Origin of the sequence: Caballeronia sp. ATUFL_F1_KS4A (assembly GCF_023630905.1) — a bacterium.
Taxonomy (GTDB): Bacteria; Pseudomonadota; Gammaproteobacteria; order Burkholderiales; family Burkholderiaceae; genus Caballeronia; species Caballeronia zhejiangensis.
The window spans coordinates 323449-347642 of sequence record NZ_JALQEB010000002.1; the positions used below are offsets into that span (position 1 = coordinate 323449).

A 24194-nucleotide genomic window follows, 5' to 3' on the forward strand; every position below is an offset into this window, starting at 1 on the left:
ATGACTCAGCCCAACTTCGAGGCTATCGGTCGTTATCACGCGACGCTTGAAGCGTTTCACGATCTGCGGGTAAGGCGATCGACCGCGTTGTCGGAGCTTTCGCGGATCGTACGGCAAAGCATTGGCAGGCATGATCGCGTCGTAGCGTTCGACGGAGTTGCGGTGGAGGAGAAACTTCAGCGCGCAATTTCTGTGAATGCCGAGCTGATGCAATGCATTGATGCTCTGAACGAATACGCAGCGGAAACCGGCAAGCCGCAAATGACAGTTGATTCGCCGAGTCGTTACTAATTCTTATAGGTGCAAGCCTAACCGCGCAAGGTAGGAGCCGCCTAGCCTTTTGTCTTTGTCCGAGCGTTGTGCAGTAGCCTCTAACGAGGCTAGTTCGCAAATCGAAGTTACGCAACTACATATGCCGAACAGACCGAAACGCCCTTGCAAACATCGTGGATGCCGGGAGCTCGTCGCTGGCGGTAAGTCGTATTGCGAGCAGCATGCGCACGAGGAAATAAAGTGGAAGGCAGACGCCGTGCGAGGCAATCGCCACGCCCGGGGCTATGGCAACGCTTGGGTCAAGAAACGCGAGCGCATCTTATCGCGCGACTGTGGCCTATGCCAGGTGTGCAAGCGCATTGGTCGGGTGACCATTGCCACTGAGGTGGATCATCGGGTTCCGAAGTCTCAAGGCGGCACTGACGCTGATGAGAATCTCCAAAGCATCTGCCGTGAGTGTCATGCGACTAAGACTGGCAGTGAACGCCGTTGACGGGAAGGGGGGTGGAAAAGTCTGGGTCGAATCGCCTAGGGACCGACCGGTCCGTCGAATTTTTACGCCCGCGAAATTAAAAATTCAGGAGTTGGCCGATGAGTGGCGTTGCCACGGTCCCAGGCCGCGGCAGAAAACCTAAGCCGACGGCGCGAAAGATCGCTGCTGGCAACCCCGGCAAACGCGCTTTGAATAAGGATGAGCCGGATTTCGGCGCCATCGCGAACATCGATCCGCCAGACTGGATCACCGGCTACGCGGCGGACATGTGGCATCGCGTGGCACGACGGCTTTGCGCGCAAAAGGTTTTGCAGTGGACCGATGTTGAAGTGCTGGAGACGTATTGCTCTGCATATAAGGATTGGCGTCGGGCCTGCGAAGATCTTGATGCAAATGGGCTCGTAATTATGAGCGCTCAAGGATCGCCGATGAAAAACCCAGCGGAAACGGTCAAGCGGGCGGCGTTCGCAACGATGCGCACGGCCGGCGCGCTGCTCGGGCTTGATCCGGTCAGCCGTCAGCGGTTGACAGGCGTTGGCAACAAGAAGCCGGACAACCCATTCGGCGCACTGCTCGGTGATTAGTGCACGATGGCAGGAACATATCCGCACGTGGAACAGGGTCTCCGGTTCGCACGCGAAGTCGTGCGCGGTAAGCGGCCATCGTGCAAATATGTGCAACTCGCGTGTCAGCGGCATCTGGACGACCTCACGGCAAGCCGTAGAAAAGAATTTCGTTGGAAGTTTGACGCAGCGGCGGCCGAGCGCAAGCTTGCCTTGATCGAGCTGTTGCCGCATGTCAAAGGTGAGTGGGCGTTCAAGCGCCAGCTCGTGACGCTGGAGCCGTGGCAGAAATTTGGGCTGATGTGCACGTTCGGTTGGATCGAAAAACGGTCTGGCTTCCGGAGGTTTCGCGAGTCGTATTGGGAGGTTCCGCGCAAGTGCGGAAAAAGTGTCATTGCTGCCGGTGTTGGCATCGCGATGTTCATCGCGGATAACGAGTTCGGCGCCGAAGTGTATGCGGGCGCGACGACCGAAAAACAGGCCTGGGAGGTGTTCCGGCCTGCGCGCCTGATGGTAAAGCGCTCGCCGCTGCTGATCGAAGCTGCCGGGATTGAGGTGAACGCCTCAAACATGAACAAACCGGAGGACGGCAGCCGCTTCGAGCCGCTGATCGGCAATCCGGGTGACGGCGCATCGCCTTCGTGTGCAATCGTCGATGAGTATCACGAGCACGACACCTCCGCGCTGTACGAGACCATGCTCACCGGCATGGGCGCGCGCAGACAGCCGTTGATGTTCATCATCACGACAGCGGGTGCAAACATCGAGGGCCCGTGCTACGACAAGCGGCGGCAGGTTATCGAGATGCTTGAGGGTACGGTCGACGACGACGAGCTTTTTGGGTGGATTTGGACCATCGATCACGGCGACGACTGGACAGATCCGCAAGTGCTAGCGAAAGCCAACCCGAACATCGGCATCTCGGTTTATCAGGAGTATCTGGAGAGCCAGCAGCAGCGGGCGATCAAGTCCGCACGCTTCACCAACACGTTCAAGATGAAGCATCTGAATGTCTGGACGTCGGCGAAGGCGGGCTACTTCAACTTGGAAGATTGGAAGGCGTGCGAAGACACGACATTAACGCTCGAACGTTTCAAGGGCCAGGACTGCATCCTCGCGCTCGACATGGCGCGCAAGCTCGACCTGAACAGCATGGCGCGTCTTTTCTGGCGCGACATCGAAGGCCGACGGCATTACTACAGCGTGGCACCGCGCTTCTGGGTGCCAGAAGACACGGTGAAAAACACAGAGAATCGGCGGATGGCCGAGCGTTACCAAAAGTGGGTGAATGCTGGGCACCTTTTTGAGACATCTGGCGCGGAGATCGACTATCGCGAGATCCTGAACGAGGCCGTCGAGGCAGACCGCGCGTGTCCTGTGCAATATGTGCCTTTAGACCCCCACGGTGCGACAAATCTTGCGCATCAACTGGAAGACGAAGGACTGACGCCGGTCACTATCATCCAAAACTACACGAACATGTCAGATCCGATGAAGGAATTCGAGGCCGCGGTCACGTCGGGCAGGTTCCATCACGACGGCAACCCGATCATGACCTGGTGCGTGAGCAATGTGGTCGGCAAATACCTGCCGGGCAACGATGACGTCGTCCGCCCGGTCAAGCAGGGGAACGACAACAAGATTGACGGCGCCGTGGCGCTGATTATGGCAATCGGCCGGGCCATGCTCGCAGGGCAAACCGGTGCCATCGAGGAGTTTCTTTCGAGTCCGATCATCGTATGAAGCAGAGCAAGCAGAAGTCGCCGGGACGCATTAAGGCGCGCGTCCTGAAGTGGCTTGGCGTGCCGATTTCGCTGACGGACGGAAGTTTTTGGGCCGCGTGGGGCGGGATGAATTCGTCCAGTGGCGAGTCCGTCACTGTCGATTCGGCGCTTCAATTGTCGGCGGCATGGGCGTGCGTGCGCTTAATCGCTGAAACGATCGCGACCCTACCGCTGAACTTCTATCGAAAGGCGACTGATGGGACGCGGTCGATCGCAACATCTCATCAGCTCTACGACATCCTGCATCGTCAACCGAACGCCGAAAACACGGCAACGGAATTCTGGGAAGTCATTGTCGCCAGCATGCTGCTGTGGGGCAATGGCTACGCGCGCAAACTTCGTTCGGCAGGAACAATCATCGGCCTTGAACTAATGCTTCCTGAGCGCACCCAGGTCAAGCGTCTATCGACAGGTGCGCTGCAATACACGTATAGGGCTCTCGACGGCACGATGGCGACGCTGTCGGAAGATGATGTGCTGCACTTTCGGGGCTTCAGCCTCGACGGTCTGACAGGTCTCTCCGTAATATCGTATGCGCGCGAGATACTCGGTAACGCGACCGCGGCGAACAAGACCAGCAGCAGCGTCTTCAAGAACGGCTTGCGGCCTTCGGGCGTGCTTTCCACTGACCAAGTACTGCAGAAGGAGAAGCGAACCGAGATCCGCAACGACCTTGCCGAGCAATTCGGCGGCGCAATTCAGGCCGGCAAGACGATGGTGCTTGAGGCAGGCATGAAGTATCAGGCTATCACCATGAATCCGGGTGATGTGCAGTTGCTTGAAACCAGAGCGTTCAATGTCGAGGAGATCTGCCGCTGGTTCCGCGTGCCGCCGTTCATGGTCGGGCACAGCGAGAAATCCACCAGTTGGGGCACTGGCATCGAGCAGCAAATGATCGGCTTTCTGACGTTTTCGTTGCGTCCATGGCTGACCCGCATCGAACAGACAGTCAGTAAAGGCTGCATCCCGCCGACCGAGCGCGGATCCTATTACGCCGAGTTTTCAGTTGAAGGGCTCTTGCGCGCCGACAGTGCAGGACGTGCGGCGTTTTATTCGCAAATGACGCAGAACGGGCTGATGACGCGCGACGAGTGCCGCGTGAAAGAAAACCTGCCGCCGATGGGCGGCAATGCGGCCGTTTTAACGGTGCAGTCGGCGCTTCTGCCGATCGACAAACTTGGGGAGCAGGCGGCTGCATCGCAGGCGCGGGACGCGTTCAAGAACTGGCTGAATCAGGAGCAAAAGGATGAAGTGTAAGAGCGGCAAGCTTGGCTATAAGGTCCGCGCGTTCGATCTTGACGTTAAATCGGTCGACGAGAGTGGCTATTTTTCAGGCTACGGGTCCGTTTTCGGAAACGTCGACAGCTATGGCGAGATCGTCGCCCCCGGTTCGTTCAAGAAAAGCCTCGCAGAAATCAAGTCGAGTGGTCGCGCGCTGCCGATCCTTTGGCAACACAACACGAATACCCCGATTGGCTCGTGGTCCGGCCTGAAAGAGGACGATCATGGACTCTTCGGCGAAGGTGAACTGTGGCTTAGCGATTCGCCCAGCGCGAAGATTGCCTATCGTGGCATGAAGGCTAAGGCAATCACTGGGCTGTCGATCGGTTACTACGTCAACAACTCAAGCTTCAACGAGAAAACCGGCGAACGTACGCTCATTGAGCTGGACCTTGTCGAAATAAGCATCGTCACGAATCCAGCGAACCCGGAAGCGCGCGTTGAGGCCGTGAAGTCTGTCATCGCGCACGGCGGCATCCCTTCCCTTTCCGAATTCGAGCGGTTCCTGCGCGAGGCAGGCTTCTCGAAATCACAATCAGCGGTCATCGCTAACCGTGGCTTGAAACATCTGCTCCAGAGCGAGTCTGGCAGCGAGGCAAACGATGTAAGTAATCGGCTGCTGGACAGCCTCAAATCAATCTCTTTCTGAGTAATCGCACAATGAACACTACACAATCCCGTGAGCTGAACCGTAAAGGATATGGCCGAAAGGAGAGCGGCTCGAATCCCGAGCAGGTAATGGAACAGGTTACCGCCGAACTGAAGCGCATCGGCGACGAAGTGAAGAGGTCAGGCGAAGAAGCGTTGAAGCAGGCCAAGTCGGCCGGCGAAGTCAGTGCCGATACGAAATCGAAGGTTGACGAGCTGTTGCTTAAGCAAGGCGAGTTGCAAGCGCGCCTGACTGAGACGGAGCAAAAGCTCGCGCGCCGAGAAGACCCGCGGGAGCCGGTCGAAGCGATGAGCTGGGGACGCTTGGTCGCCCAATCAGAAGAGATGAAGGGGATGGACAGCAGTGCGCGCAAGTCTGTGCGCGTTCGCATCGACCGCAAAGACATCATGAATGTCGGGTCGACGGTCGGTACCGGAACAAGTGCGACGAATTCGCTGACCGTCGCCGACCGTCAGGCTGGCATTGTGGCGCCGGGGCATCGTACGATGACAATCCGCGATCTGCTCATGCCGGGTCAAACCAGCGCGAACTCAATCGAATACACGGTCGAGACCGGGTTCACCAATGCATCGGCAACGGTGGCCGAAGGCCAGCAAAAACCGCAATCGGACATCAAGTTTGATCTGAAGAACCAACCGGTGCGCACGATCGCGCATGTCTTCAAAGCATCGCGGCAGATCCTGGACGATGCACCGATGCTCCAAAGCTACATCGACGGGCGCGCTCGGTACGGCCTGAGGTATTCGGAAGAAGCTCAACTGCTGAGCGGCGACGGCACTGGTTCGAACATCCTCGGCATTCTTCCGCAGGCCCAGAAGTTCGACCCGAAGATCGCGATCGCAAATTCCACGCCTATCGATCGCATTCGACTTGCCCTGTTGCAAGCGGTGCTGGCGGAGTTCCCGTCGACAGGCATCGTGCTCAACCCAATCGACTGGGCAACCATCGAGTTGGCAAAGGATAACGAAGGTCGCTATCTGATCGGGAATCCGGTCAACGGCACCGCGCCGCGCCTGTGGAATCTGCCGGTGGTAGAGACACAAGCGATGGAGCAAAATCACTTTCTGACCGGTGCATTTGCGATGGCTGCGCAGATCTTCGATCGGATGGAGGTCGAGGTGCTGATTTCGACGGAGAATCAGGATGACTTCGTCAAGAACATGGTCACGCTGCGCGCGGAAGAACGACTCGCGCTGGCGGTTTATCGTCCCGAGGCATTCGTGACTGGCGAAGTGACCGCTAAGGCCGGCTGACGCTGCGTCGCAATCCAATCAGAAGCCGCCTTCGATGCGGCTTTTTTGATTCTTGGGGGCTTTCAATGAGCAACAACGGCGATCCGAACAAGGTTGTGGTGCAGCCGATCCGAACGTATGGCGGGGAGGATGGATTTAAGCATTCTAATAGCGCCCCGTATGAAGTTACCCGTGTGCGCGCGGCCGAGTTGAAAGCTAATGGTCTCGTTCGCGATGTCGACACCGGTGACGAAGGTGCCAGCGGAAAGACTGCTTCGTTTCCGTCAAACAAGAAGGCGCCGGATCCTCAGAACAAAGCAAGGGTCCGATGAATGGTTGATCCGACGCCCGTTATTACGGCTGATCAAGCGCTCGCGCATCTGCGTGAAGAAGCGGGTGTAGCTGATGATTTGATCGCGCTCTACACGCGCGCGTCGGTGCAGTCTGCATCGGACTTTCTTAATAGACAAATCTACGCAAACGCTGACGACATGGCCGCGGCCGTTCGCGCAGGGACGGCTGGTGACGATCCGATTGTCATCAACGACGCCGTGCGGGCGGCGATCTTACTGATTCTCGGCAAGCTGTACGCATATCGCGAGGACGTCGTTGTTGGCACCTCGGCGAGGGTCTCGGAACTGCCCCTAGTATCGAGGCAACTATTGTTTCCGTATCGCAAGGGGCTCGGCGTTTGATGCGTGCGGGCGACCTCAACCGGCGCGTGCGCATTGAGCGCCGGGCTGCTAAGCCTTATGGCGAGTTGATCGAATGGGACCTCGTCTCCGCGACGTGGGCGAACGTGCGCTTCCTTAGTGGCAGCGAGGTTATCGCAGCAGATGCGCCAATCAGTCGCGTAAGTGCGAGCGTGCGTATCCGGTATCGAAAGGGAATCCGCGCGGGCATGCGAGTGACGATCGACGATTTGATCATGCGTATCGAAGCGGTGCAGCCCGATCTTGCGCGGCGAGAACACATTGACCTTGTGTGCGTGATCGATGAGCGCTGAGCAAATCATTCGGAACGCTCTGGCGCATCTAGCGGACGGCCACGTATTTCCAGATGTCGCTGACCAAGACGTGCGTCCCCCCTGGATCGTCTATCAAGTAGCAGGGGGCAAGATCGAGGTTGACCTGAGCGGCGCGGCATTCGACAAGTACTACGCGCGTGTGCAGATCGCGGTGTGGCACACGACCGCTCCAAGTCGATCGTCTTTGATGCGACAGGTCGTTCGCGCGCTGGTGGTTCCGGCAGTGGGTGCGATCGCGCTCGGCGCGCCCACGGAAGTGTTTGAGCGCGAGACGCGCCTTTACGGCAGTCGCCTTGAGGTGAGCATCTGGAGCGAGCTGTAGCGAGCCACTGGAATCTCTAAGTGTCTCGAGAGTGGCTTTTTAGTGTTGCAAAGGAGGATGAAAGGAATGGCAGAAACGCGAACACAGCAAGAGGACAAAAAGCTTAATCAGGATACGACTCCCGGGGCACCGGACAGCTCGACCGCTGTGCCATCGCAGGGCACGAAGCTGGAATACAGGAAGCAAGACGAGGATGACAGCAATTTTGCTGAAGTCGCAAATTTCACTGACATCTCAAGCTTTACGGGTTCGGCGAACCTGGTTGACGTGACGCGGCTTAATAGCAAGGGCCGCGAAAAGAAGCGCGGCATGCAGGACTGGGGGCAGGTGACGATCGCGTTGCACGTCAACATGAAAGATCGGTCGCATCAGGCATTGTTTAATGCCAGAAAGGACGGATCCATCCTGAGATTCAAGCTCACGCTGTCGGACAGGACGGTCATTACATTCGATGCGCACGTCAAAGACTTCCCGATCGCCGCGAAGATTGATCAGATGCTCGCTAGCTCAGTCAATCTTGAAGTGAGCGGTGATTTGGAAGTCATCTTCCCCAATTCTTAAACAATCAGCCGGCGGGGAGCCGGTAGACACCATGAACAGAGAACACATTCTGGCGGCCTTTGCGCCGCTGATCGTAGAAGAACCTGTTAGGGCCTTGGATGGTGCGGTAATCCGGTTTCGCGAGCTCTCCGGGGCGGCGCGCGACGCACTGTACGAGGGCGTGAAGAGCGGCACAGGCAATAGCGGGTTCGAGGCGACCCTAATTGCGGCAACCGTCGTTGACGACGATGGCCAAGCGATGTTCAGCGCCGAAGACGTACACGCGATGCGCGCGGGTCGTGCGCCGTTGCTTGAGGAGCTCGCACAGATTGCAATGCGCCTGAACGCGCTCGGTCAGCGCGCGCAGGAGCAAACCTCAAAAAACTGAAGGCCGACCCGCAGAAACTGATGTGGATGCGCATCGCCATGAAGCTGGGGATGTCGGTGCGGCGCGCCAAGCTCGAAGTGTCCAGTGCCGAGTACGCGGATTGGGTGGCGTTGTTCGAGCACGAGCCTTGGGGCGAGCACATTGAGGATTTGCGGGTGGGCACACTCATGAGCCTGTTATACAACCTGAATCGTGGCAAGGATGCGCCCGCGCTGAACGCAGCCGACTTTACGCCCTGGTCAGGGTGGAGTCGTGAGTCGCTAAAACCGCGCATACGAAGCGCGCAGGAGATCGCCGCCAGCACGTTTGGCATCGACCTGGAGGCGGCGAAGCGTGCTGGTGCGAAGCGCGTCGTGGTTCGCAACGGTGAGGTGATCGAGGGATGAGCCTAAACTATCGCGTCGAAAATGTCGAATCGTTGACGGGAATGTTGCGCACGCTTGACGAGGCGATGAACGAAAGCACGCTTCGCCAGGCGGCCGTCGCGGGCGCTCGCATCATCCATGACGAGATCAAACGGCGTGCGCCGGTGGGCGAGCTTGCGGGCATGCGTCGTGGTCAGCCGCATTGGCCGGGCTTCTTGCGGGATCACATGCTCATCGCCTATGACCAGGAGCAATCGGTGCCGGGCAGGCTCGCCTCTTACCTGATCACCTGGAGCAAGGATGCCTTCTATGGGCGTTTTGTCGAACTGGGCAAGCGCAACGCGGTCAAGCTCACGGAACGAACGCTCCCGCGCGCGATTCGGGACATCGAGTTCGGCAGCTCGCGCACGCCGGCGCAGCCGTTCATTCGCCCGGCGTTTGAGGCGACCAGGACGGCGGCCGCGCGCAAAATGGCTGAGGTTGTCGAGAAGAAGCTGAAAGAGGTAGCCGATGACCAATGAAGTCGTCACACGTGTCAGTGTTGATGCGAGTGGCTTCGAAGCCGGGATGGAGCGCACCAAGCGGGCCGCGAACGGGTTCGTGGCGAACCAGCAGGCAAGCGCGAGCAAGTACGAAGCGTGTCAGCAGCAGATGGCTGCCGCCAGCACCCTCACTGCACGCGCTCTGGAAGAGGCCGCGAAGAGCGGGAGTGCCGCGACCGCGCGGCAGGTGAGCGCCGCTGTCAGAAGCTTCGAGAAGGTCGCCGACACAGCTGGGAAGACCCGGTTCGAGCTGATGCGATTGAAGGCGGCCAAGCTGGGGATTGCCGAGGCGGCCGAACCGCTGATCGCGAAGGCCGAGGCGGCCGCCAGTGCCATGCATCACCTTGGCGCGGGGTCGGTCGCTGCGCGGCGCGAGTTGTTTGTGCTCGGTCATGAGGCCATGCAGGGTCGCTGGAAAAACTTCGTGGGTTCGCTCATGGTGCTGGGCGAGCGCATCGACGTGTTGCCGATGCTGTGCGGTCCTGCGGGTATCGCGCTCGGCGCCCTAGGTGCAAGCGCTACGGTGGCCTACCACGCGATTCATGCGCTAAGCGAGCAGCAAGAGAAGCTCGATCGCGCAATGTTGCTCACGGGCAATTATGCAGCGCTCACGCAAGGCAAGCTGCAGGCGTACGCCGATATCATCTCGCGTCGGGTAGGGGTCTCAGCGAGCGATGCGCGTGATGCGCTGATGGCGCTTGCCAGTTCGGGGCACGTGGTCGGCGCGGATCTGGAACGAGCAGCCCAAGGGGTTGCGGCATACGCAAGAGTGTCGGGCCAGTCGGTGGAGGAGGCCGCGCGCCAGTTCTTGCAGTCGTATGGTCGCGCAACGGAAGCGGCCCACAAGTGGCGCGAAGATCATCATGACCTGAGCCAAGAGCAGCTCGACCATATTCGTATTCTTAATCTCTCGGGCGATCAGGCAGGCGCGTGGGCCGCATTCGTCGAGGCAGCGAGCAAGAAAGCGCGTGAGGCGGTGCAATCCGATAATCGCTCGATGGCCGAGAGCTATGAGACACTCGGTCAGAAGTGGGATCGTTTCTGGCGGACCGTTACGGGCAAGGGCGACAATTTGGTGAGGGCGCAGGACAAGCTAGCCGCTTTGCGCGCCTCACTGTTTGATCCTGATTCGAACCCTGGCGGGATGAATACGGCGGCGATCGAAAAGCAGATTACCCAGACGCAACGTCTCGTTCAAACCCTGCTTGGCGAAGCTCAAAAGAACGATCCGCATCAGAAGAGCGTCGATGCGTTCAAGTCAATTCTGGAGCATCACGCCGATTACATGAAGTCGGCGCGTTCGCCGCGAGAGAAGCTCGCCGATGCCAACAAGGAAACGAACGAGTACTTCGCGGCGGTCAAGAAAGCGGGTGAAGCGGCAGGCAAGACACGCGAGGAGCTCAAGGCGCTGGAAGCGGATCGCCAAAAGATGCTCGCGCATAACGCGGAGCTCTATAAGCCGCACGAGAGAAAGACGCATGAGCAGCGCGCCGATGCCGGGGCTCGATACCTTGAGCAGCTGCGCGAGCAGGGGGCGGCGCTCGAAGTGCAGCTGCACACGAGCGACAAGCTCACGAATGCGCAGAAGGAGTTGGCGCGGTTTAACGAAAAGGTTGAGGCGGCCAAGCGGCATATCGCAAGCGCGGATGAAAGAAGCTTGCTGCATTCTGAGAACGCGATTCGTGCGCAGCTGGAGCACAACGCGGCGCTTGAAAAAGCGAACAAGCTGGGTGAAGCGCGGGCGAAGTTCGAGGAGCGCTCGCAGCGTATCAGCGAGAGCCTGGGTGAGTTCAGGCAAACGCAGACCGACCGTTACGCGCGTGAGCTAGGCGATCGTGATGCCGATTCGCTACAACATCGCGAGCAGCGCGACCTGAGCGACGCGGCCGCGCGATATCGTAAAGCTTTCGACGATCTGAAGCGGATCACCCCGGAGGCGTTGCTCAATGGCGGCGAGTATCTGGCTAAACTGGCTGAAATCGAGCAGGGTAATGCCGAAGCGATCGAGGCAGTCAGAACGCACTACGAGGACCTTCGACGCGTTCAGGGCGACTGGGTGGGAGGCGCGAAGCGGGGTGTCGCTGACTTCTTTAAGGATACGCAGGATAAGGCGCAAGCCACCCAGCACGCGGTCATTGAGTCGATGAGGCACATCGAAGACGCCGTGTCGAAATTCGTCACAAAGGGCAAGCTCGATATGAAAGAGTTTGTCGCCAGCATTCTGGCCGATTTGTCCAGGCTCGCCTTGCACCAGGCATTAGGCAACCTGGTAGAGAAGATGCCGCTCTTCAAGCTCGCCGGGCATGCGCAGGGCGGACCGATCACGGGACCGGGCACCGGCACCAGCGACAGCATTCCCGCAATGCTTTCTAACGGCGAGTATGTCGTGAACGCCCACGCCGCGCGACAACATCAGGCGCTGCTGGAGGCGATCAATTCGAATCACGTGGCGCACTTCGCCTCGGGCGGTCCCGTAGGGGCGTCGGCGCCAATGGCGTCGCGATCGGCGGGCGCACAGGTGCATCTGGAGGTTCACAATCATGGCGGTGGTGGTTTGAGCAATCGTGATGCGCGCGAGCTGCAACAATGGGTGAGTGCGTTCTTCGATCAGAAGTTCGCACGCAAGGTGGGTGGCCAAGGGGGAATTGCCAGCCTGATCTCGCGGGGGCACTTCGGATGAAACCGTCAGTTCAACGACGCACATTCACGTGGTCGCCCTTGGTAGGAGCCGAGGGTACGACGCATTACCGCGTGCGAACGGTGCACTTCGGCGATGGCTATAGCCAGGCGGTGCCGGACGGCATTCGCAATATCGCCGACACGTGGCCGCTGCGTTTCGTCGGCAACGGGCAAGAGATCCAGGCGATTCGAACGTTTCTCGATTCGACGCGTGGCAGTGAGCCATTTTATTGGACGCCGCCTCTCCGTACGCGAGGGCTATTCCGTGTCGACGCACAACCGGGCGTGCAAACGCGCGCATTGGGTAGCGACCTGTACCAGTTGAGCGTCACATTCAAAGAGGTATTCGAACCGTGAACGGGGTGAGGACGGACGTCCAACGTCTGGAGCCGGGTGCGCTTGTTGAGTTGTACGAGCTTGATCTTACGCGTTGGGGTGTCGAGGTACTGCGGTTCCATGCGCATGAGCACGGCGGCATCATCCCATGGAAGGGCAAAAAGTATGACCCGTGGCCGATGCGTGTCTCAGGCTTTGCGAGTATGGGCGATGCTGCTCAACCCACGCCTACGCTGAGTGTGGCAAACCTTGATGGCTTCGTCTCCAAGCTTTGTATGCAGTACTGCGATCTGGTCGGCGCGCCGATACTTCGGCGCAGGACCTTGGCGCAGTATTTGAATGGCGCTAACGGGGCTTCGGGGAGCGATCCAACCTCCGATGCCAATAATGAAATGCCTGTGGAGCGTTGGCTGATCGAGCAAAAAACGCTTGAGACACCGGCGGTCGTGGAGTTCGCGCTGAGTTCCGCGCTGGATCTGTCGGGCAGGAAGCTGCCGTCGCGCCGCATCATTGCCTCTGTATGTCAGTGGACGTATCGCGGGCCGGAGTGCGGATACACGGGTGACAAATACTTCACACGCGGCAATTCGCCGACGCTCAATAAAGACGAGGACGCGTGTGGCGGTCGTCTCGCGTGTTGCAGAGTGCGCTTTGGCTCCTCCGGCCCGCTGCCGTTTGGTGGGTTCCCGGCGGCGGGTGCCGCAGGCTGATAACACGAGGCTTGTGAGTGATTGGAAGCGAACTTCGCGCGGCGATCGAAGCTGACGCGTTGCGGTGTTACCCGAATGAGTCATGTGGACTGGTTGTGGCCGGCCAGTACATACCTTGCACGAACGTCGCGCCTGATCCATCGCGAGACTTCACCATATCACCGTGCGCGTATGCGCAGGCTGAGGAACACGGCGCGATTCAGGCCGTTGTTCACTCGCACCCAGATGCATCGGCTTGGCCGAGCTTGGCCGACATACTGGCCTGTCAGGCGTCCCTCGTGTCCTCTTGGCTCGTGGTGAGCGTGCGCTGGGAAGACAAGCGACCCCGCATCGGTCGACTGCATCGTTTCGATCGAGTCGACAACGACATCCCTTTGATTGGCGCTTCCTTCGAACACGGCACCCAAGATTGCTACGGGTTGGTGCGCCGGTACTACCGCGCAGCGCTCGGGGCGATATTGCCCGACTTCGCCCGCTCAGGGATGTGGTGGGAGGACGGGCAGTCCTCACTTTATGTCGACAACTATGCGGCCGCCGGCTTTATGAGTGTGGGTCGCGATGCCGTCTTGCGCACGGGCGATGTGCTGCTCATGGCGATCGCCAGTCGTCGTGGTGTGCCGAATCACGCTGCCGTGTATCTCGGTGGAGATGAGATCTTGCATCATCTTTGGAATCAGTTGTCGCGGCGCGATTCGTTGCCGCGCTACTGCAAGCATGTCACGCACGTGCTGCGTTACCAACAGGCACTTGAATGAAAGACTTAGTCCGGTCGATCAGGCTCTACGGTAGCTTGGGGGCGAAGTTCGGTCGTGAGCATCAGTACGTCGTGCAGTCGCCTCGTGAGGCGTTGCGCGCGCTGGGCGCCATGATTCCGGGCTTTTGGCAGGAGCTTTATCGTAGCGGTTCGCAGGGTGTGCGCTACGCGGTGTTTGTCGGACAACGCAATGTCACTGAGGCGGAGCTCGATCTGATCGGCAGCGCCGAGCCAATCCGCATTGCACCGGTCATCGCGGGGAGCAAGGTCGGCGGCGTTTTGCAGACGATTGCAGGCGTCACCCTCGCCGCCGCCGGTGCAGCATCGATGTTTCTCGCCCCGGGCAACCCCTACGGCATCGACATGATGCTGATGGGCGGCTCGTTGGCGCTGGGCGGTATTGCCCAGATGCTCTCGCCACAAACGCCTACGCCCCCGGCGAAAAATTACCACGGCATGCCGGGAATTCAGAACGTGAGCGGGCAGGGCGGGCCCGTGCCCTTGCTTTACGGCACCATGCGCGTGGGCTCGAATGTCATTAGCGCGTGCATGGAAGCGTTCGATGCGCCCGCGAGTGCGATCCCAAGCGAGGTTCACAGCGCGCCCATGGATGATTCGAGCGAGCCGAGCGAAGCGGATCTCGAGGACCAGAAAAAGACGCCGATTAACAGCCGCCTTGCATACACCGTCGTTGATTTGATCTCCGAGGGCGAGATCGCAGGACTTGCCAACGACTACGGCCCCATCCCTGCTGATCTCATCCCGTTTCGTTCAGTGTACTTGAACGACATAAGGGTGGAGAATGACGACGCAAGCCGAAACTTCGAAATTGAAAAATTCGAGTTTCGCAACGGGACGACTGGGCAAGGTGCAGTTGATTGGGTAAGCGCTGCGGCTAACGAGGTGCATGTAGGGGTCGAGTTGCGCAGATGGCTGGCCGATGGGTCCAAAGACGGCAAGGCGACAAAAATCACTCAGTCCTTGCCCTGGGTGCTCGAAGTGGCCGAGCCCGACGTCGACGAAGTAGACGTCACGTTGCAGGTGAGTGACCTCTGGTGGAATTCGAATAAAAGCCACACCAACGCGACCGTCGAGCTTAGATTTGAGCCGAGTTATGCGCCCGCCCAAGACAAACCGATCGAAGCTCGTAAAGTGGAAATCACGGGCTTGAGCCCGATCTACCATAAGACTTATCGGTTTCCGGTTGACATCGTCGGTGCCGCTCGGTTCAAGCTCACGATCAAACGCACGGACGAGATTGAACAGGGTAAAGATGCGGGTTTGAAGCACGGCGCGGTGCACGTGATGAGCTACACCAAGCGCCGAAAAGGTAAGTTCCGGTATCCGTCCAGCGCGTTGGCTGCATGGCGATTTGATTCAACGAAGTTCGATCGTGTGCCGACTCGCTCATACGACGTGAAGGGGTTGCTGGTCGAGGTGCCGAGCAATTACGATCCGCACACTCGGAAGTACGACGGCGCTTGGAAGGGCGATTTCAAGCGTGCCTGGACTGACAACCCGGTCTGGATTTTCCGCGACCTGTTGCTCAACAAGCGCTATGGCGCCGGCAAGTGGGTGCAGGAGCGAATGGTCGAGCGCTACGCTCTTTATGCGATCGCCCGTTACTGCGACGAACGGGTGCCCGATGGTACGGGCGCCACTGAGCCGCGTTTCACCTGCAACTGCTACATCACCTCTCGCTCGCAGGCCTTCGCGCTCCTTCAGCAACTTGCCAGCGTCTTTCGCGGCATCGCTTATTGGAGTGCCGAGCAGGTTTGGGGCGCAGCCGATATGCCCAGCGATGCGGTGTACGTCTATAACGCGTCCAATGTCGTGAACGGGGTCTTCAGGTACACGGGCAGCTCGCTAAAGTCGCGCCACACCGCAGCCATGGTGACCTGGTGTGATCCGAATAACGGGTATAAGCAGGCGGTCGAAAGCGTCGAGGATGCGGACAGCATCGCGCTATACGGCTACAACGTGGCGGAGATCACCGCATTCGGTTGCACGAGCCGCTCGCAGGCTCAGCGTGCCGGACACTGGTTGCTGCAGACGGCGCGTCTGGAGACGGAAACGGTCACGTTCAGTGTCGGCCTCGACGGTGCGCTGGCACTACCTGGTCAGGTCATCGAGATCGCGGACCCTTTGCGAACCGAGATTTGCGCGGGTGGTCGCATAAGTGAAGCGAGCAATGATCGGTTGTTGCTAGACCGGGAAGTGAACGCGCAGGAGGGCGATGCTCTAACGGTCGTGCTGCCTGACGCTCGAGCGCAGCAGGCTAAGCTTAAGCAGGTGCGGGGCGCGAGTGTCGAACTTGAACGAAGCCTGGTCCAAGCTCCAGTGTCGGGCGCTGCGTGGACAGTGCAGCCCGCCAGCACGAACTCGAGGTTGTATCGCGTGGTCAGTGTGTCGGAGAATGATGACGGCGCAAGTTTCACCATTACTGCGACTCAGCACTCGCCAGAAAAGTATGCGGCCGTGGACCACTCGGCGACCACGAACGAAATCGATCATGCGCACATTCCTGTTACGCCGCCGTCCAATCTGAAGATCGTGCCCGCGAGGGGCTGGGGTAGCGGCATGTCGGTGATAGTCTCGTGGGCGCAGGCCGAGAACGCGAAACAATACGTTTTGGAATGGATCGCACCTGGCGGCCAGGCGAGCACAATGACGCTGCCAAGCAATAAGCTGGAATGGCGGACTGGCGAGCTCAAGCCCGGCAAGTACGTCGCACGCGTGCAGGCAGAGGTATGGGACGGGCGGCGGTCCGAACGAGTCGAAACCGAAATCCTTCTGCAGGGCCTTGTCTACATCAAAGGCATGACACCCCATCGCGATCGTCGAGTATTGACGCTCGACTGTCATCTGGAGTCCCTCATCCGAGGGTTCGAGTGGTATGTCGAGGTTCGCATCAGCAAAACGGAAAAATTCGAAGACGGTCTTTCGGTGCCCGGGGAGTTAAATCAGTCTCAGGTTCGGTTTGGACGGAAGGGGTCCGGATACGTGTGGGCGAGAGTGCGTTACGGTATTCCAAGCCAGGAAGGCAGTCGCACGCACTTCGCGGCAAGCGCCTGGTATCCAAGTGAGCACGGACCTGGCATTCCTTTCGGTGCGGCATGAAGTTAAGAAGCCAACTGATCGAGCTCCTCGATAGCGGGAGTTGGTACGCACTGCCCTGGAAGAAGGGGCATGAATACAAGCATCGCCATACCGGTGTTGTGCTCATCGAGCAGACGACCGACGACATTCGGGAGACGCTGCGCGAGGCCGCAAGGCAAGGCCGCGATCTATGTCATATCGACTTGAACGGAATCATCAGCAGCCGCGCACCGTTGAGCAACGCTCAGCTCGACGGCGTAAGGTTTGCGGACGCTACGCTATACGCAGCCGATCTGTCGAGGGCGACGCTTAGAGCGGCGGACCTTCGTGCTGCCATTCTCGAGGAGGCGAATCTTCAAGCGGCACAGCTTGACGGCGCGAATCTGTCTGGTGCTAGCCTCGTCAAAGCGACGCTGACCAATGCCGTATTGAAAGGGGCCGATATTGCCGGCGCAAATTTATATGGAGCGGATTTGAAAAACGCGGATTTGAGAGATTGCAACCTGAAGGGGGCGATTCTAGACGGCGCGAATCTGGACGGTGCGATTCGAAACGATAACGGCTGGTCGAGCGGAAGCGCGATCAAGAACCGCCACACGGGCGCGGTAGTGCTTACGATGCAGAGCGATAATCTTGCCGCTGAGCTGCAAAAGGCGTTGATCGCACAGCAGAGCTTGAGGCATGTCGATCTAAGCGACTCGCAGCGCGGTGCCGCGCCGCTCTCGAACGCATCGATCGCCGGAGCGTCACTGGTCGATGCAGATTTGACGGGTGCTGATCTAAGGTGCGCTAACTTGAGCGGCGCGGACTTACGCGGAGCGATTTTGGCTCGCGCATGGCTGCAAGGAGCGAACCTGAGCGGCGCGTGTCTGCGGTGTGCAGATCTGACAGGCGCACAGCTCGCTGGTGCGGATCTTAGCGGGAGCGATCTGGACGGTGCGCGCCTCGAAAGCGCCAAGCTGCGCGGGGCTGATCTCGCGGGCGCCAATCTGCACGAAGCGAAGGTGGCGGGCATGGAGCGGTAGGGGTGCGTTTGCCGAGAAAGACCGAGCGATGAGCTCGAAACGGAACGAGCGGTCATGCACGGTGGTCGATAGCGTCCGTCTGTGCTGATTGTGCACGTGTATGCGCTTGCGCGATGGAAGCGAGAACCTCAAAATCGGATCTGACTTCATCGGGGATACGTGTCGCTCGGTAGCTTGGCTGAACGATGTGCGGTGAAGTCTATGCGTGTCTGGGACTTAAGCCGCCTTCGGGCGGCTTTTTTTTTACATCACAGACGGTCACCACGCGTGCGCTTGCTCACACGAAATCTTTGGGAGAAGCGATGAAAGATGAGTTTGCGGCAAGTATGGCGAAGAACACGCCTGTGGTAGGCGGCAATTTTTGGCTGTGGTTGAGCAACCACGACATCAATTGGTGGGTGGCGGTCGCCACGCTCGCTTACATTGGTGCGAGCTTCGTCTTCGCCTGGAGAAAAGACCGGCGCGACCAACGCGCGCGCGAGCACGAGTCGGCTCACGCCTGATTCGATCGAACAGTAATGAAGCCCCGTCTGTCGTCGACAGTCGGGGCTTTGTTGTTTGTGGAGACTTCTGATGGCAAATTTAGCGAAAGGCGCGCTTGCGGGCGTGGTCGGCACGGCGGCCGCCGCGTTGCTGTACTGCGTCGTGCCGCGATTCGAAGGTGTCGTGCACCGCGGCTATTTCGACGCCGTCGGCATTGCGACGAAGTGCAGCGGCGACACGAACGACGTTGTTGTCGGGCAGCAATACAGTCAGGCCGAATGCTGGGAGTCGTTGAACCGACAGCTCATGGCGCACGCCGATGATGTGCTCAAGTGCACGCCAGTCTTGAGGGACCACCCGAATCAACTCGCCGCAGCCGTGAGCTTCGCATACAACATTGGCGGCGAGGCCTATTGCAGCAGCGCGACCGCGAAGCGATTCAACGCGCGCGACTGGAGCGGTGCATGTCGAGCGATGAACGAGTCAGACGATGGGCGCGCGCAGTGGGTGACCTCGCGCGGTAGGGTGCTCCCGGGGCTTGTAAAGCGTCGTGTAGAGGAGCGTGCGCTTTGTGAGCGAGGCCTATGAGTTACGCCCCGCACCTCGTTGCATGTGCGATCGGCATGGCGCTCGGCGGCGCGACGATGCACGTTTTCGACGGCACGGAACTCGGCAAGGAGCAGGTGGCTCATGCGCGCGACAACGAGGCGAACACGCAAAAGCTCACGTCCCTCTCGGAGGGCGCAGCGAAGGCAGCAAGCGATGCGGTCGCTGCTCACAATGCGGCCGCTGCTCGTATTGCAGCGCTCGACGATCGATATCACCATGAAAGGAAGATCCATGAAGCTGACACTGCAAAGAACCGCGCCGCTATTGCTGGCGGCACTCGTCGGCTGCGGGTTGCAATCGCGGACGCCACTTCTCGAGACCACAGCGGTCCCGCGAATCAAGGCGCCACCGCCGGCGGCATGGGCGATGGACCCCGTCGCTACGCCGAGCTATCACCAGAGGTTGGAAGAGCTCTTTTCGAGATAGTCGACAACGCTGACGGTGATGCTCGCGCAAAAGCTGACTATTTGCAGCAGTATGTCATCATGCTGCAGAAACAAGGAATTGTCGCAAGAAGCAAAGACTTAGGCGAAGGGCCCCAATAACGGCAAATATCTCCTACGAGGGGCGTGGCGAACATACTGCCGTCACTCGGAGAGAACGTCGTACGGACTTAAGCGAAGAGGCCCAAACGATTGTTGGCAAAGGATGAAAGCGGAGCCATATGCCTGCCCCTATCAAACGCAACCGTCCGGAAAATCGGGTGCCGCCGATGCAATTAACGCGCATCGTGCGAGACGAGCGATTTCGCTGAGTCCGTTGGGCCGAGGCGGTCCTTGCGCTATGTCGTGTATGAGGGCGAGTGCGACGCGCAATCGAGACAAATCATGCATTGTGCATGCATGCGTGATGACAATATCGATGTGCTTTGGTTGGTGTGCATTGTTCATGCTGTTTCTCCTTTGCGCGTATATCGACCTGGCAGGCTGAATCGCCACAAGAAGCAGTGACTCGGTGCCCTGAGCCCGGCTCGCCAACCAAGGGGCGCCTACCTTCTCACGAGCGTCGGCGTTTTCGCGCGAGTTCGAATCGATGCCGGACGCCGGCGCCAACAAGCAACTGAGTTCGGCTCGTTGAAGGATCCGAACTATTGATGAGTGCAGGCGCGGCTGCCGAAGCGCGTTGATAGATAAGTTCAGCATAAGCATCGGTCCGCTTCGAAAGAAGGTGTACTGCCTGCAGTCCGCCAAGATGCCAATACTGATTAGAGCTCTTCGTGTATGTGTATGAGCTGGCCAGACAAAGTGAGGGCGTCAGTTGGAACGTAGCATTGACGTCTTAGTTGCTGAACCCGATCGACGGCATCTCCTGGTCGTTTTTTGAGTCGCCTATACGAACGAAAGTGGAACGCGTCCATGCCCCACCAACGGTGACGTTGCTGAAGGAGGAGGGCGAAATACATGAGTTTCCTCGCTCGAGCAATAGCTCGACATTTCTTCATGGGTGTCCTGCAGCGGCTTTGTCAACGACGTCGGGACTTAGTCCGGGATTACGCGACGACGAAGCTTCTGTTCGGGCGTAGCAAAGGAAATTTGGCTGGGTTCGGGGTCAGACATCGAGCCTCCCTTGGTGGCTGGTAGGCGGTTCTTAGTCAAACCTCGCGCTACAAGCCTGTGGGCGAACGGATCCACTTGCTTTACTCTAAGCGAGTGGTAGCGGCGGCATCTGCGGACGCGATATACGTATCCTTGAATGCGCCGATAAGATGGGTGCGGGACGAAGTATTTTGAAGACTGCGAAGCGCACCGCCCTGCTGGCTAACAGGACGGCGGCTCATTGAGGCGTGCGTCCTGCTATCAGGCAGCCAAACGTTTGTTAGGTTGACTACAGAAAGAATCCAAGATATTGGGCTTTGGCGTGATTAGACGGTCGGATCCTAACTGTCTACAGAAAAGGTGTCAAGAAACACGCTCAAGAATCAGACGCGAACGACACACATACATTGATAAGGATCACGTTAGATAGAGAAAAGCCTCGCTTGCGCCGGCCCGCAATAGCGAACGTGGTAACGTCGGTGGAGGCAAGCGCAGGCAGACAAGACAGGTGGTGAAAGAGGCACGTGGTGAAAACGCAGGCAACTGCAGGTGCAAACCGGTCATGCAGGAGTTAGTCCGGTCTTCCTTGCGAGGAAGACGAAAGACGCAGCCTCCGCTTGCGCGACGGCGCCTGGCTCGACGCCCACACCGTGGCCGCCGTCGACCGTTTCCCGATACCAAACGTCTTTGTGCCCTAGAGCCTGCATTTTCGCGACCATTTTCCGCGCGTGTCCTGGATGTACTCGATCGTCGTTGGTTGATGAAGTAAAAAGCGCGGGCGGATAAACGACGCCTCCTTGCAAGTTCTGATATGGCGAGTACGCCAGCAAATGACGCAGGGCATTGGCGTCTCTCGGGTCGCCATATTCGTCTATCCATGCCGCGCCTTGGAGCAACAAGTGGAACCGCGTCATGTCCGTAAGTGGCATCTCTGAAAGGACTGCCCCGAACAGATCGGGGCGTTGCACCATGCACGTCGCGGTGAGCAGGCCGCCGTTACTCGCGCCGCGGATGGCGAGTTGTTTCACGCTCGTCATGCCGCTTTCGACGAGTGCTTGTGCCACCGCGACGAAGTCGTCGAACGCGGTTTGCCGGTGCTCCCGCAGCGCCGCTTGATGCCATCGCGGGCCGAACTCGCCGCCGCCACGGATATTGGCCACCGCGTACAGACCGCCGCGTTCCAGCCACGCGACTCCCGTCGTTGCGTCGTAGATCGGGTCCAGCGTGACTTCGAAGCCGCCATAGCCATATAGTAGACAGGGACGTGCTAATGGAGGAGGGTCAGAGGCCAACTGGCTACCGATCAGCCAATACGGGATGTTTTCGCCATCGGGGGCCACCGCGTGACGGCGCGCGACGGTAAGTCCGGTCGCGTCGAATTGGGCGGGTAGGCTTGCGAGTAACTTCCATGGCAAGTCGCTAGCGAGGTCGGCGTGGTAGAGCGACGGCGGTATTAGAAAATGCTCGACGTGGATGAGTACCGTATCGTCGCGTTGAGCGTCGATCGATTGGAAAGATGTGTGACTAGCATGTGGCAATGCGACTTCGCGGGCTTCCCAAGCGGCGTTTGCATCGACATCGGCGGGTGGGAGCCAAAGGGTCACGCGGGGCGTGCCGTTGTTCATCTGCGATGCGATCAACCAGTTCTTTGTGAAGTCGACGCCCGTGAGAACGCAGCGGCTTGTTGGCTTAAAGAGCACTCTGAAGTTGCGCGCGCCATCGATAAACGCGCCGCGCCGGATGACCAGCAGCGAACCGGCCATGTAGCGTTTGCCGCCCGTCGTCCAGGCTTTGCGGGTTGTTGCGATGAGCCAGCCGTTCCAATGATCGATTTCAACGTGCGCCGGGAGGTCATATCGGCGCCATTCGTTCGAAGATTGATCCAGCCAAAACAACAAGGTGTCGGAAAGAGTCGTTGCCCGTGACGCGAGGTGTATTTTTTCGATAGGATCGAAATAAACACCTGCCCACACGTCGTCGCGCGCTCCCTCAAATATAACGGGCGCATCTCGGAGCGGCGTGCCACGCTTCCAAAGGCGCGAATGGCATGGCAGACCCGAGGTAGTCATGGTGGTTTCTGCGTTTGTTTTGCTGTCGTCCCAGCCGATGTACACCGTGTCGCGATCTACCCACGAAATGACGTGCTTCCCTATTTCGCGAACATTGAAGCCGTCCTCGATGAAATGCTTACCTTCAACGTCGAACTCACGCACGATGCAGGCGTCCGAGCCACCTGGCGACAGTACCACTAGCGCGCGCTTGTAGTCGGGATACAGCATTTTGAATCCGGCCAACGCCCAGCTTACGTCTGCGTTCCCGGAGTTGTTGAGATCCATTGCATCGATGTCGAGAATGATCTCCCAGTCGGGCTCACCATCGAGCCACGCGGCCCACGCGGTGCGTCGCACGATGCCTAACTGATGGTCCTCGTCCTTCCAGGTGTTGTAGGCCCAGTCGCCGTGACGCGAGCAGCAGACTATCCGTTCCTTTGAGGTTTTGACCTTTTTGAGCCGTGCGGCGAGTGCCTCTGCCTCGGGCGTGCTCTCGAACTCGGCTAGACTGCGACGGTTTTGTGCGTCAACCCAAGTTTTAACCCGCGGATCATTGGACGATTCAAGCCCGACGAACGGATCGGCTCCATCGGACAGGGGCCACGTGAAGCAGTGGTGTTGAGTTAGTGATTCCATAGGCGCAAGCGAGATAAACAAGAACCTGATTCTCCCGTGCACGCATCGTCGTGTCACTGCGTACCCGTCCGATAATGCATCGCTGGGGGTCTTGTGCAAGCTTAGATCTGGGAATGGCGAGCGCTCGACGCGGAGGCTGCAGGGATTGCGGTGGCGCAGCATCGCTAGCAACGACGATGCAAATTACGCATTGATGGGCTACCCGCGAACGAAGTTGTCGCCGTGATGCGATGTTTACATACTCTGATCTCGCAGAGCGCTCCCGCGGACCAACACATCGTTAGAAGACGCAGTGATCGGCCAATTGTTCGAGCGACGTACTCACTACTACTCGCGGCTACGACCGCTTCACCGCGCCTATGTGCATAAGGTAGGCATTAATTTCCCACTCCTCGTATCCGAGCAATCGACCTATCTCTCGTTCCACTTCAGGGATGAACCCACGGCCTCGGACACTGAGGTTAAGCTCCATGAGCCTCGTTGCTTCCGCGTTGTGCCCTTGCATGTAGAAGACGGTGCACGTCTTTTGTGGATCAGCGATCACCTCCATATCGAGACCCGCCGGGTTGGCAATAAAGTCGTTGGGTATCAAATCCGAGAACATCGCTAATTTCTTCTTGCCTTGACACATGAGTTGATATTCGATCTCGCTGTGAGGGCCGACGCCCGCGGGAATCTCTGCAGGGTCCAATTTTGGTCTCATTTTCGTCGCCTAAATTCGTGTTATTCGATCGAGGGGGTTGGCTTGGGCGGACACAGCTTGGCGTGACAGTCCGGGCACAACGGGTGGAAGCAGC

26 protein-coding genes are annotated in these 24194 nt (G+C 58.8%); 24 read left to right on the forward strand and 2 right to left on the reverse strand.

What is annotated here, in order from left to right; translation table 11 throughout:
* From NCS03_RS04645 to NCS03_RS04760, 24 genes are all read left to right on the forward strand, one after another.
* Window positions 1–291, forward strand: coding sequence for a hypothetical protein (locus NCS03_RS04645; RefSeq protein ID WP_250528830.1), 291 nt, complete (start codon window positions 1–3; stop codon window positions 289–291).
* Between the two features lie 121 nt (window positions 292–412).
* A complete protein-coding gene (locus NCS03_RS04650) occupies window positions 413–766 on the forward strand; it encodes an HNH endonuclease (protein ID WP_250528831.1) in 354 nt (117 codons plus the stop codon).
* A 98-nt stretch (window positions 767–864) separates the two neighbouring features.
* Entirely contained in the window at window positions 865–1350 is a 486-nt protein-coding gene (locus NCS03_RS04655; protein WP_250528832.1) for a phage terminase small subunit P27 family, read from the forward strand.
* 6 nt (window positions 1351–1356) lie between these two features.
* Entirely contained in the window at window positions 1357–3072 is a 1716-nt protein-coding gene (locus NCS03_RS04660) for a terminase large subunit (protein WP_250528833.1), read from the forward strand.
* Window positions 3069–4370 (forward strand): phage portal protein, encoded by a 1302-nt coding sequence (locus NCS03_RS04665; protein WP_250528834.1) that lies wholly within the window; start codon window positions 3069–3071, stop codon window positions 4368–4370. The genes NCS03_RS04660 and NCS03_RS04665 overlap by 4 nt, the downstream gene beginning before the upstream one ends.
* Window positions 4360–5043, forward strand: coding sequence for an HK97 family phage prohead protease (locus NCS03_RS04670; protein WP_250528835.1), 684 nt, complete (start codon window positions 4360–4362; stop codon window positions 5041–5043). The genes NCS03_RS04665 and NCS03_RS04670 overlap by 11 nt, the downstream gene beginning before the upstream one ends.
* Before the next feature lie 89 nt (window positions 5044–5132).
* The gene (locus NCS03_RS04675; protein WP_250528836.1) at window positions 5133–6317 is read left to right on the forward strand and encodes a phage major capsid protein; all 1185 of its coding nucleotides are present in this window, start codon (window positions 5133–5135) and stop codon (window positions 6315–6317) included.
* A gap of 65 nt (window positions 6318–6382) precedes the next feature.
* Window positions 6383–6628 carry a hypothetical protein gene (locus tag NCS03_RS04680; RefSeq protein ID WP_250528837.1) on the forward strand — a complete coding sequence of 82 codons (246 nt, stop codon included), beginning with the start codon at window positions 6383–6385 and terminating at the stop codon, window positions 6626–6628.
* A complete protein-coding gene (locus tag NCS03_RS04685) occupies window positions 6629–6991 on the forward strand; it encodes a head-tail connector protein (protein WP_250528838.1) in 363 nt (120 codons plus the stop codon). It begins immediately after the preceding gene.
* A complete protein-coding gene (locus NCS03_RS04690) occupies window positions 6991–7302 on the forward strand; it encodes a phage head closure protein (RefSeq protein ID WP_250528839.1) in 312 nt (103 codons plus the stop codon). Before NCS03_RS04685 ends, NCS03_RS04690 begins: the two co-directional genes overlap by 1 nt.
* Window positions 7292–7645, forward strand: coding sequence for a tail completion protein gp17 (gene gp17 / locus NCS03_RS04695; RefSeq protein WP_250528840.1), 354 nt, complete (start codon window positions 7292–7294; stop codon window positions 7643–7645). The genes NCS03_RS04690 and gp17 overlap by 11 nt, the downstream gene beginning before the upstream one ends.
* 66 nt (window positions 7646–7711) lie before the next feature.
* Entirely contained in the window at window positions 7712–8206 is a 495-nt protein-coding gene (locus tag NCS03_RS04700; protein WP_250528841.1) for a phage tail tube protein, read from the forward strand.
* 31 nt (window positions 8207–8237) lie between these two features.
* Window positions 8238–8573: a hypothetical protein gene (locus NCS03_RS04705; RefSeq protein ID WP_250528842.1), complete on the forward strand. Its 336-nt coding sequence runs from the start codon at window positions 8238–8240 to the stop codon at window positions 8571–8573.
* A 20-nt stretch (window positions 8574–8593) separates the two neighbouring features.
* Window positions 8594–8959: a phage tail assembly protein T gene (locus NCS03_RS04710; RefSeq protein WP_250528843.1), complete on the forward strand. Its 366-nt coding sequence runs from the start codon at window positions 8594–8596 to the stop codon at window positions 8957–8959.
* Window positions 8956–9459, forward strand: a complete 504-nt coding sequence (locus tag NCS03_RS04715) for an HK97-gp10 family putative phage morphogenesis protein (protein WP_250528844.1) — start codon at window positions 8956–8958, stop codon at window positions 9457–9459. The genes NCS03_RS04710 and NCS03_RS04715 overlap by 4 nt, the downstream gene beginning before the upstream one ends.
* Window positions 9449–12160 (forward strand): phage tail length tape measure family protein, encoded by a 2712-nt coding sequence (locus NCS03_RS04720; RefSeq protein ID WP_250528845.1) that lies wholly within the window; start codon window positions 9449–9451, stop codon window positions 12158–12160. Before NCS03_RS04715 ends, NCS03_RS04720 begins: the two co-directional genes overlap by 11 nt.
* Window positions 12157–12516, forward strand: a complete 360-nt coding sequence (locus NCS03_RS04725) for a phage tail protein (RefSeq protein WP_284504276.1) — start codon at window positions 12157–12159, stop codon at window positions 12514–12516. Before NCS03_RS04720 ends, NCS03_RS04725 begins: the two co-directional genes overlap by 4 nt.
* Window positions 12513–13205, forward strand: a complete 693-nt coding sequence (locus NCS03_RS04730) for a phage minor tail protein L (protein ID WP_250528847.1) — start codon at window positions 12513–12515, stop codon at window positions 13203–13205. Before NCS03_RS04725 ends, NCS03_RS04730 begins: the two co-directional genes overlap by 4 nt.
* Before the next feature lie 17 nt (window positions 13206–13222).
* Window positions 13223–13960: a C40 family peptidase gene (locus tag NCS03_RS31240; protein ID WP_350029350.1), complete on the forward strand. Its 738-nt coding sequence runs from the start codon at window positions 13223–13225 to the stop codon at window positions 13958–13960.
* On the forward strand, window positions 13957–17079 hold the full coding sequence (locus NCS03_RS04740) for a phage tail protein (RefSeq protein ID WP_250528849.1): 3123 nt from the start codon (window positions 13957–13959) through the stop codon (window positions 17077–17079). Before NCS03_RS31240 ends, NCS03_RS04740 begins: the two co-directional genes overlap by 4 nt.
* Window positions 17076–18083, forward strand: a complete 1008-nt coding sequence (locus tag NCS03_RS04745) for a pentapeptide repeat-containing protein (RefSeq protein WP_250528850.1) — start codon at window positions 17076–17078, stop codon at window positions 18081–18083. Before NCS03_RS04740 ends, NCS03_RS04745 begins: the two co-directional genes overlap by 4 nt.
* Window positions 18084–18385: 302 nt before the next feature.
* Window positions 18386–18586 (forward strand): hypothetical protein, encoded by a 201-nt coding sequence (locus NCS03_RS04750; RefSeq protein ID WP_250528851.1) that lies wholly within the window; start codon window positions 18386–18388, stop codon window positions 18584–18586.
* Window positions 18587–18656: 70 nt separating this feature from the next.
* On the forward strand, window positions 18657–19154 hold the full coding sequence (locus NCS03_RS04755; protein WP_250528852.1) for a lysozyme: 498 nt from the start codon (window positions 18657–18659) through the stop codon (window positions 19152–19154).
* Window positions 19151–19720: a lysis system i-spanin subunit Rz gene (locus NCS03_RS04760; RefSeq protein ID WP_250528853.1), complete on the forward strand. Its 570-nt coding sequence runs from the start codon at window positions 19151–19153 to the stop codon at window positions 19718–19720. The genes NCS03_RS04755 and NCS03_RS04760 overlap by 4 nt, the downstream gene beginning before the upstream one ends.
* Before the next feature lie 1550 nt (window positions 19721–21270).
* On the opposite strand, the gene NCS03_RS04765 is transcribed toward NCS03_RS04760, so the two are convergent.
* Window positions 21271–23397 (reverse strand): prolyl oligopeptidase family serine peptidase, encoded by a 2127-nt coding sequence (locus NCS03_RS04765; protein WP_250528854.1) that lies wholly within the window; start codon window positions 23395–23397, stop codon window positions 21271–21273.
* Window positions 23398–23734: 337 nt separating this feature from the next.
* Entirely contained in the window at window positions 23735–24100 is a 366-nt protein-coding gene (locus NCS03_RS04770; protein WP_250528855.1) for a hypothetical protein, read from the reverse strand.
* Window positions 24101–24194: the final 94 nt, after the last annotated feature.

Bases quoted from the DNA above. Each gene is read 5' to 3' on its own strand.
- NCS03_RS04705 (WP_250528842.1), top strand. From the start codon at position 8,238: ATGAACAGAGAACACATTCTGGCGGCCTTTGCGCCGCTGATCGTAGAA.
- NCS03_RS04685 (WP_250528838.1), top strand. From the start codon at position 6,629: ATGGTTGATCCGACGCCCGTTATTACGGCTGATCAAGCGCTCGCGCAT.
- NCS03_RS04665 (WP_250528834.1), top strand. From the start codon at position 3,069: ATGAAGCAGAGCAAGCAGAAGTCGCCGGGACGCATTAAGGCGCGCGTC.
- NCS03_RS04750 (WP_250528851.1), top strand. From the start codon at position 18,386: ATGAAAGATGAGTTTGCGGCAAGTATGGCGAAGAACACGCCTGTGGTA.
- NCS03_RS04720 (WP_250528845.1), top strand. From the start codon at position 9,449: ATGACCAATGAAGTCGTCACACGTGTCAGTGTTGATGCGAGTGGCTTC.
- NCS03_RS04745 (WP_250528850.1), top strand. From the start codon at position 17,076: ATGAAGTTAAGAAGCCAACTGATCGAGCTCCTCGATAGCGGGAGTTGG.
- NCS03_RS04710 (WP_250528843.1), top strand. From the start codon at position 8,594: ATGTGGATGCGCATCGCCATGAAGCTGGGGATGTCGGTGCGGCGCGCC.
- NCS03_RS04715 (WP_250528844.1), top strand. From the start codon at position 8,956: ATGAGCCTAAACTATCGCGTCGAAAATGTCGAATCGTTGACGGGAATG.
- NCS03_RS04755 (WP_250528852.1), top strand. From the start codon at position 18,657: ATGGCAAATTTAGCGAAAGGCGCGCTTGCGGGCGTGGTCGGCACGGCG.
- NCS03_RS04725 (WP_284504276.1), top strand. From the start codon at position 12,157: ATGAAACCGTCAGTTCAACGACGCACATTCACGTGGTCGCCCTTGGTA.
- NCS03_RS04645 (WP_250528830.1), top strand. From the start codon at position 1: ATGACTCAGCCCAACTTCGAGGCTATCGGTCGTTATCACGCGACGCTT.
- NCS03_RS04765 (WP_250528854.1), bottom strand. From the start codon at position 23,397: ATGGAATCACTAACTCAACACCACTGCTTCACGTGGCCCCTGTCCGAT.
- NCS03_RS04660 (WP_250528833.1), top strand. From the start codon at position 1,357: ATGGCAGGAACATATCCGCACGTGGAACAGGGTCTCCGGTTCGCACGC.
- NCS03_RS04700 (WP_250528841.1), top strand. From the start codon at position 7,712: ATGGCAGAAACGCGAACACAGCAAGAGGACAAAAAGCTTAATCAGGAT.
- NCS03_RS04760 (WP_250528853.1), top strand. From the start codon at position 19,151: ATGAGTTACGCCCCGCACCTCGTTGCATGTGCGATCGGCATGGCGCTC.
- NCS03_RS04740 (WP_250528849.1), top strand. From the start codon at position 13,957: ATGAAAGACTTAGTCCGGTCGATCAGGCTCTACGGTAGCTTGGGGGCG.
- NCS03_RS04770 (WP_250528855.1), bottom strand. From the start codon at position 24,100: ATGAGACCAAAATTGGACCCTGCAGAGATTCCCGCGGGCGTCGGCCCT.
- NCS03_RS04675 (WP_250528836.1), top strand. From the start codon at position 5,133: ATGGAACAGGTTACCGCCGAACTGAAGCGCATCGGCGACGAAGTGAAG.
- NCS03_RS04680 (WP_250528837.1), top strand. From the start codon at position 6,383: ATGAGCAACAACGGCGATCCGAACAAGGTTGTGGTGCAGCCGATCCGA.
- NCS03_RS04670 (WP_250528835.1), top strand. From the start codon at position 4,360: ATGAAGTGTAAGAGCGGCAAGCTTGGCTATAAGGTCCGCGCGTTCGAT.
- NCS03_RS04650 (WP_250528831.1), top strand. From the start codon at position 413: ATGCCGAACAGACCGAAACGCCCTTGCAAACATCGTGGATGCCGGGAG.
- gp17 (WP_250528840.1), top strand. From the start codon at position 7,292: ATGAGCGCTGAGCAAATCATTCGGAACGCTCTGGCGCATCTAGCGGAC.
- NCS03_RS04690 (WP_250528839.1), top strand. From the start codon at position 6,991: ATGCGTGCGGGCGACCTCAACCGGCGCGTGCGCATTGAGCGCCGGGCT.
- NCS03_RS04655 (WP_250528832.1), top strand. From the start codon at position 865: ATGAGTGGCGTTGCCACGGTCCCAGGCCGCGGCAGAAAACCTAAGCCG.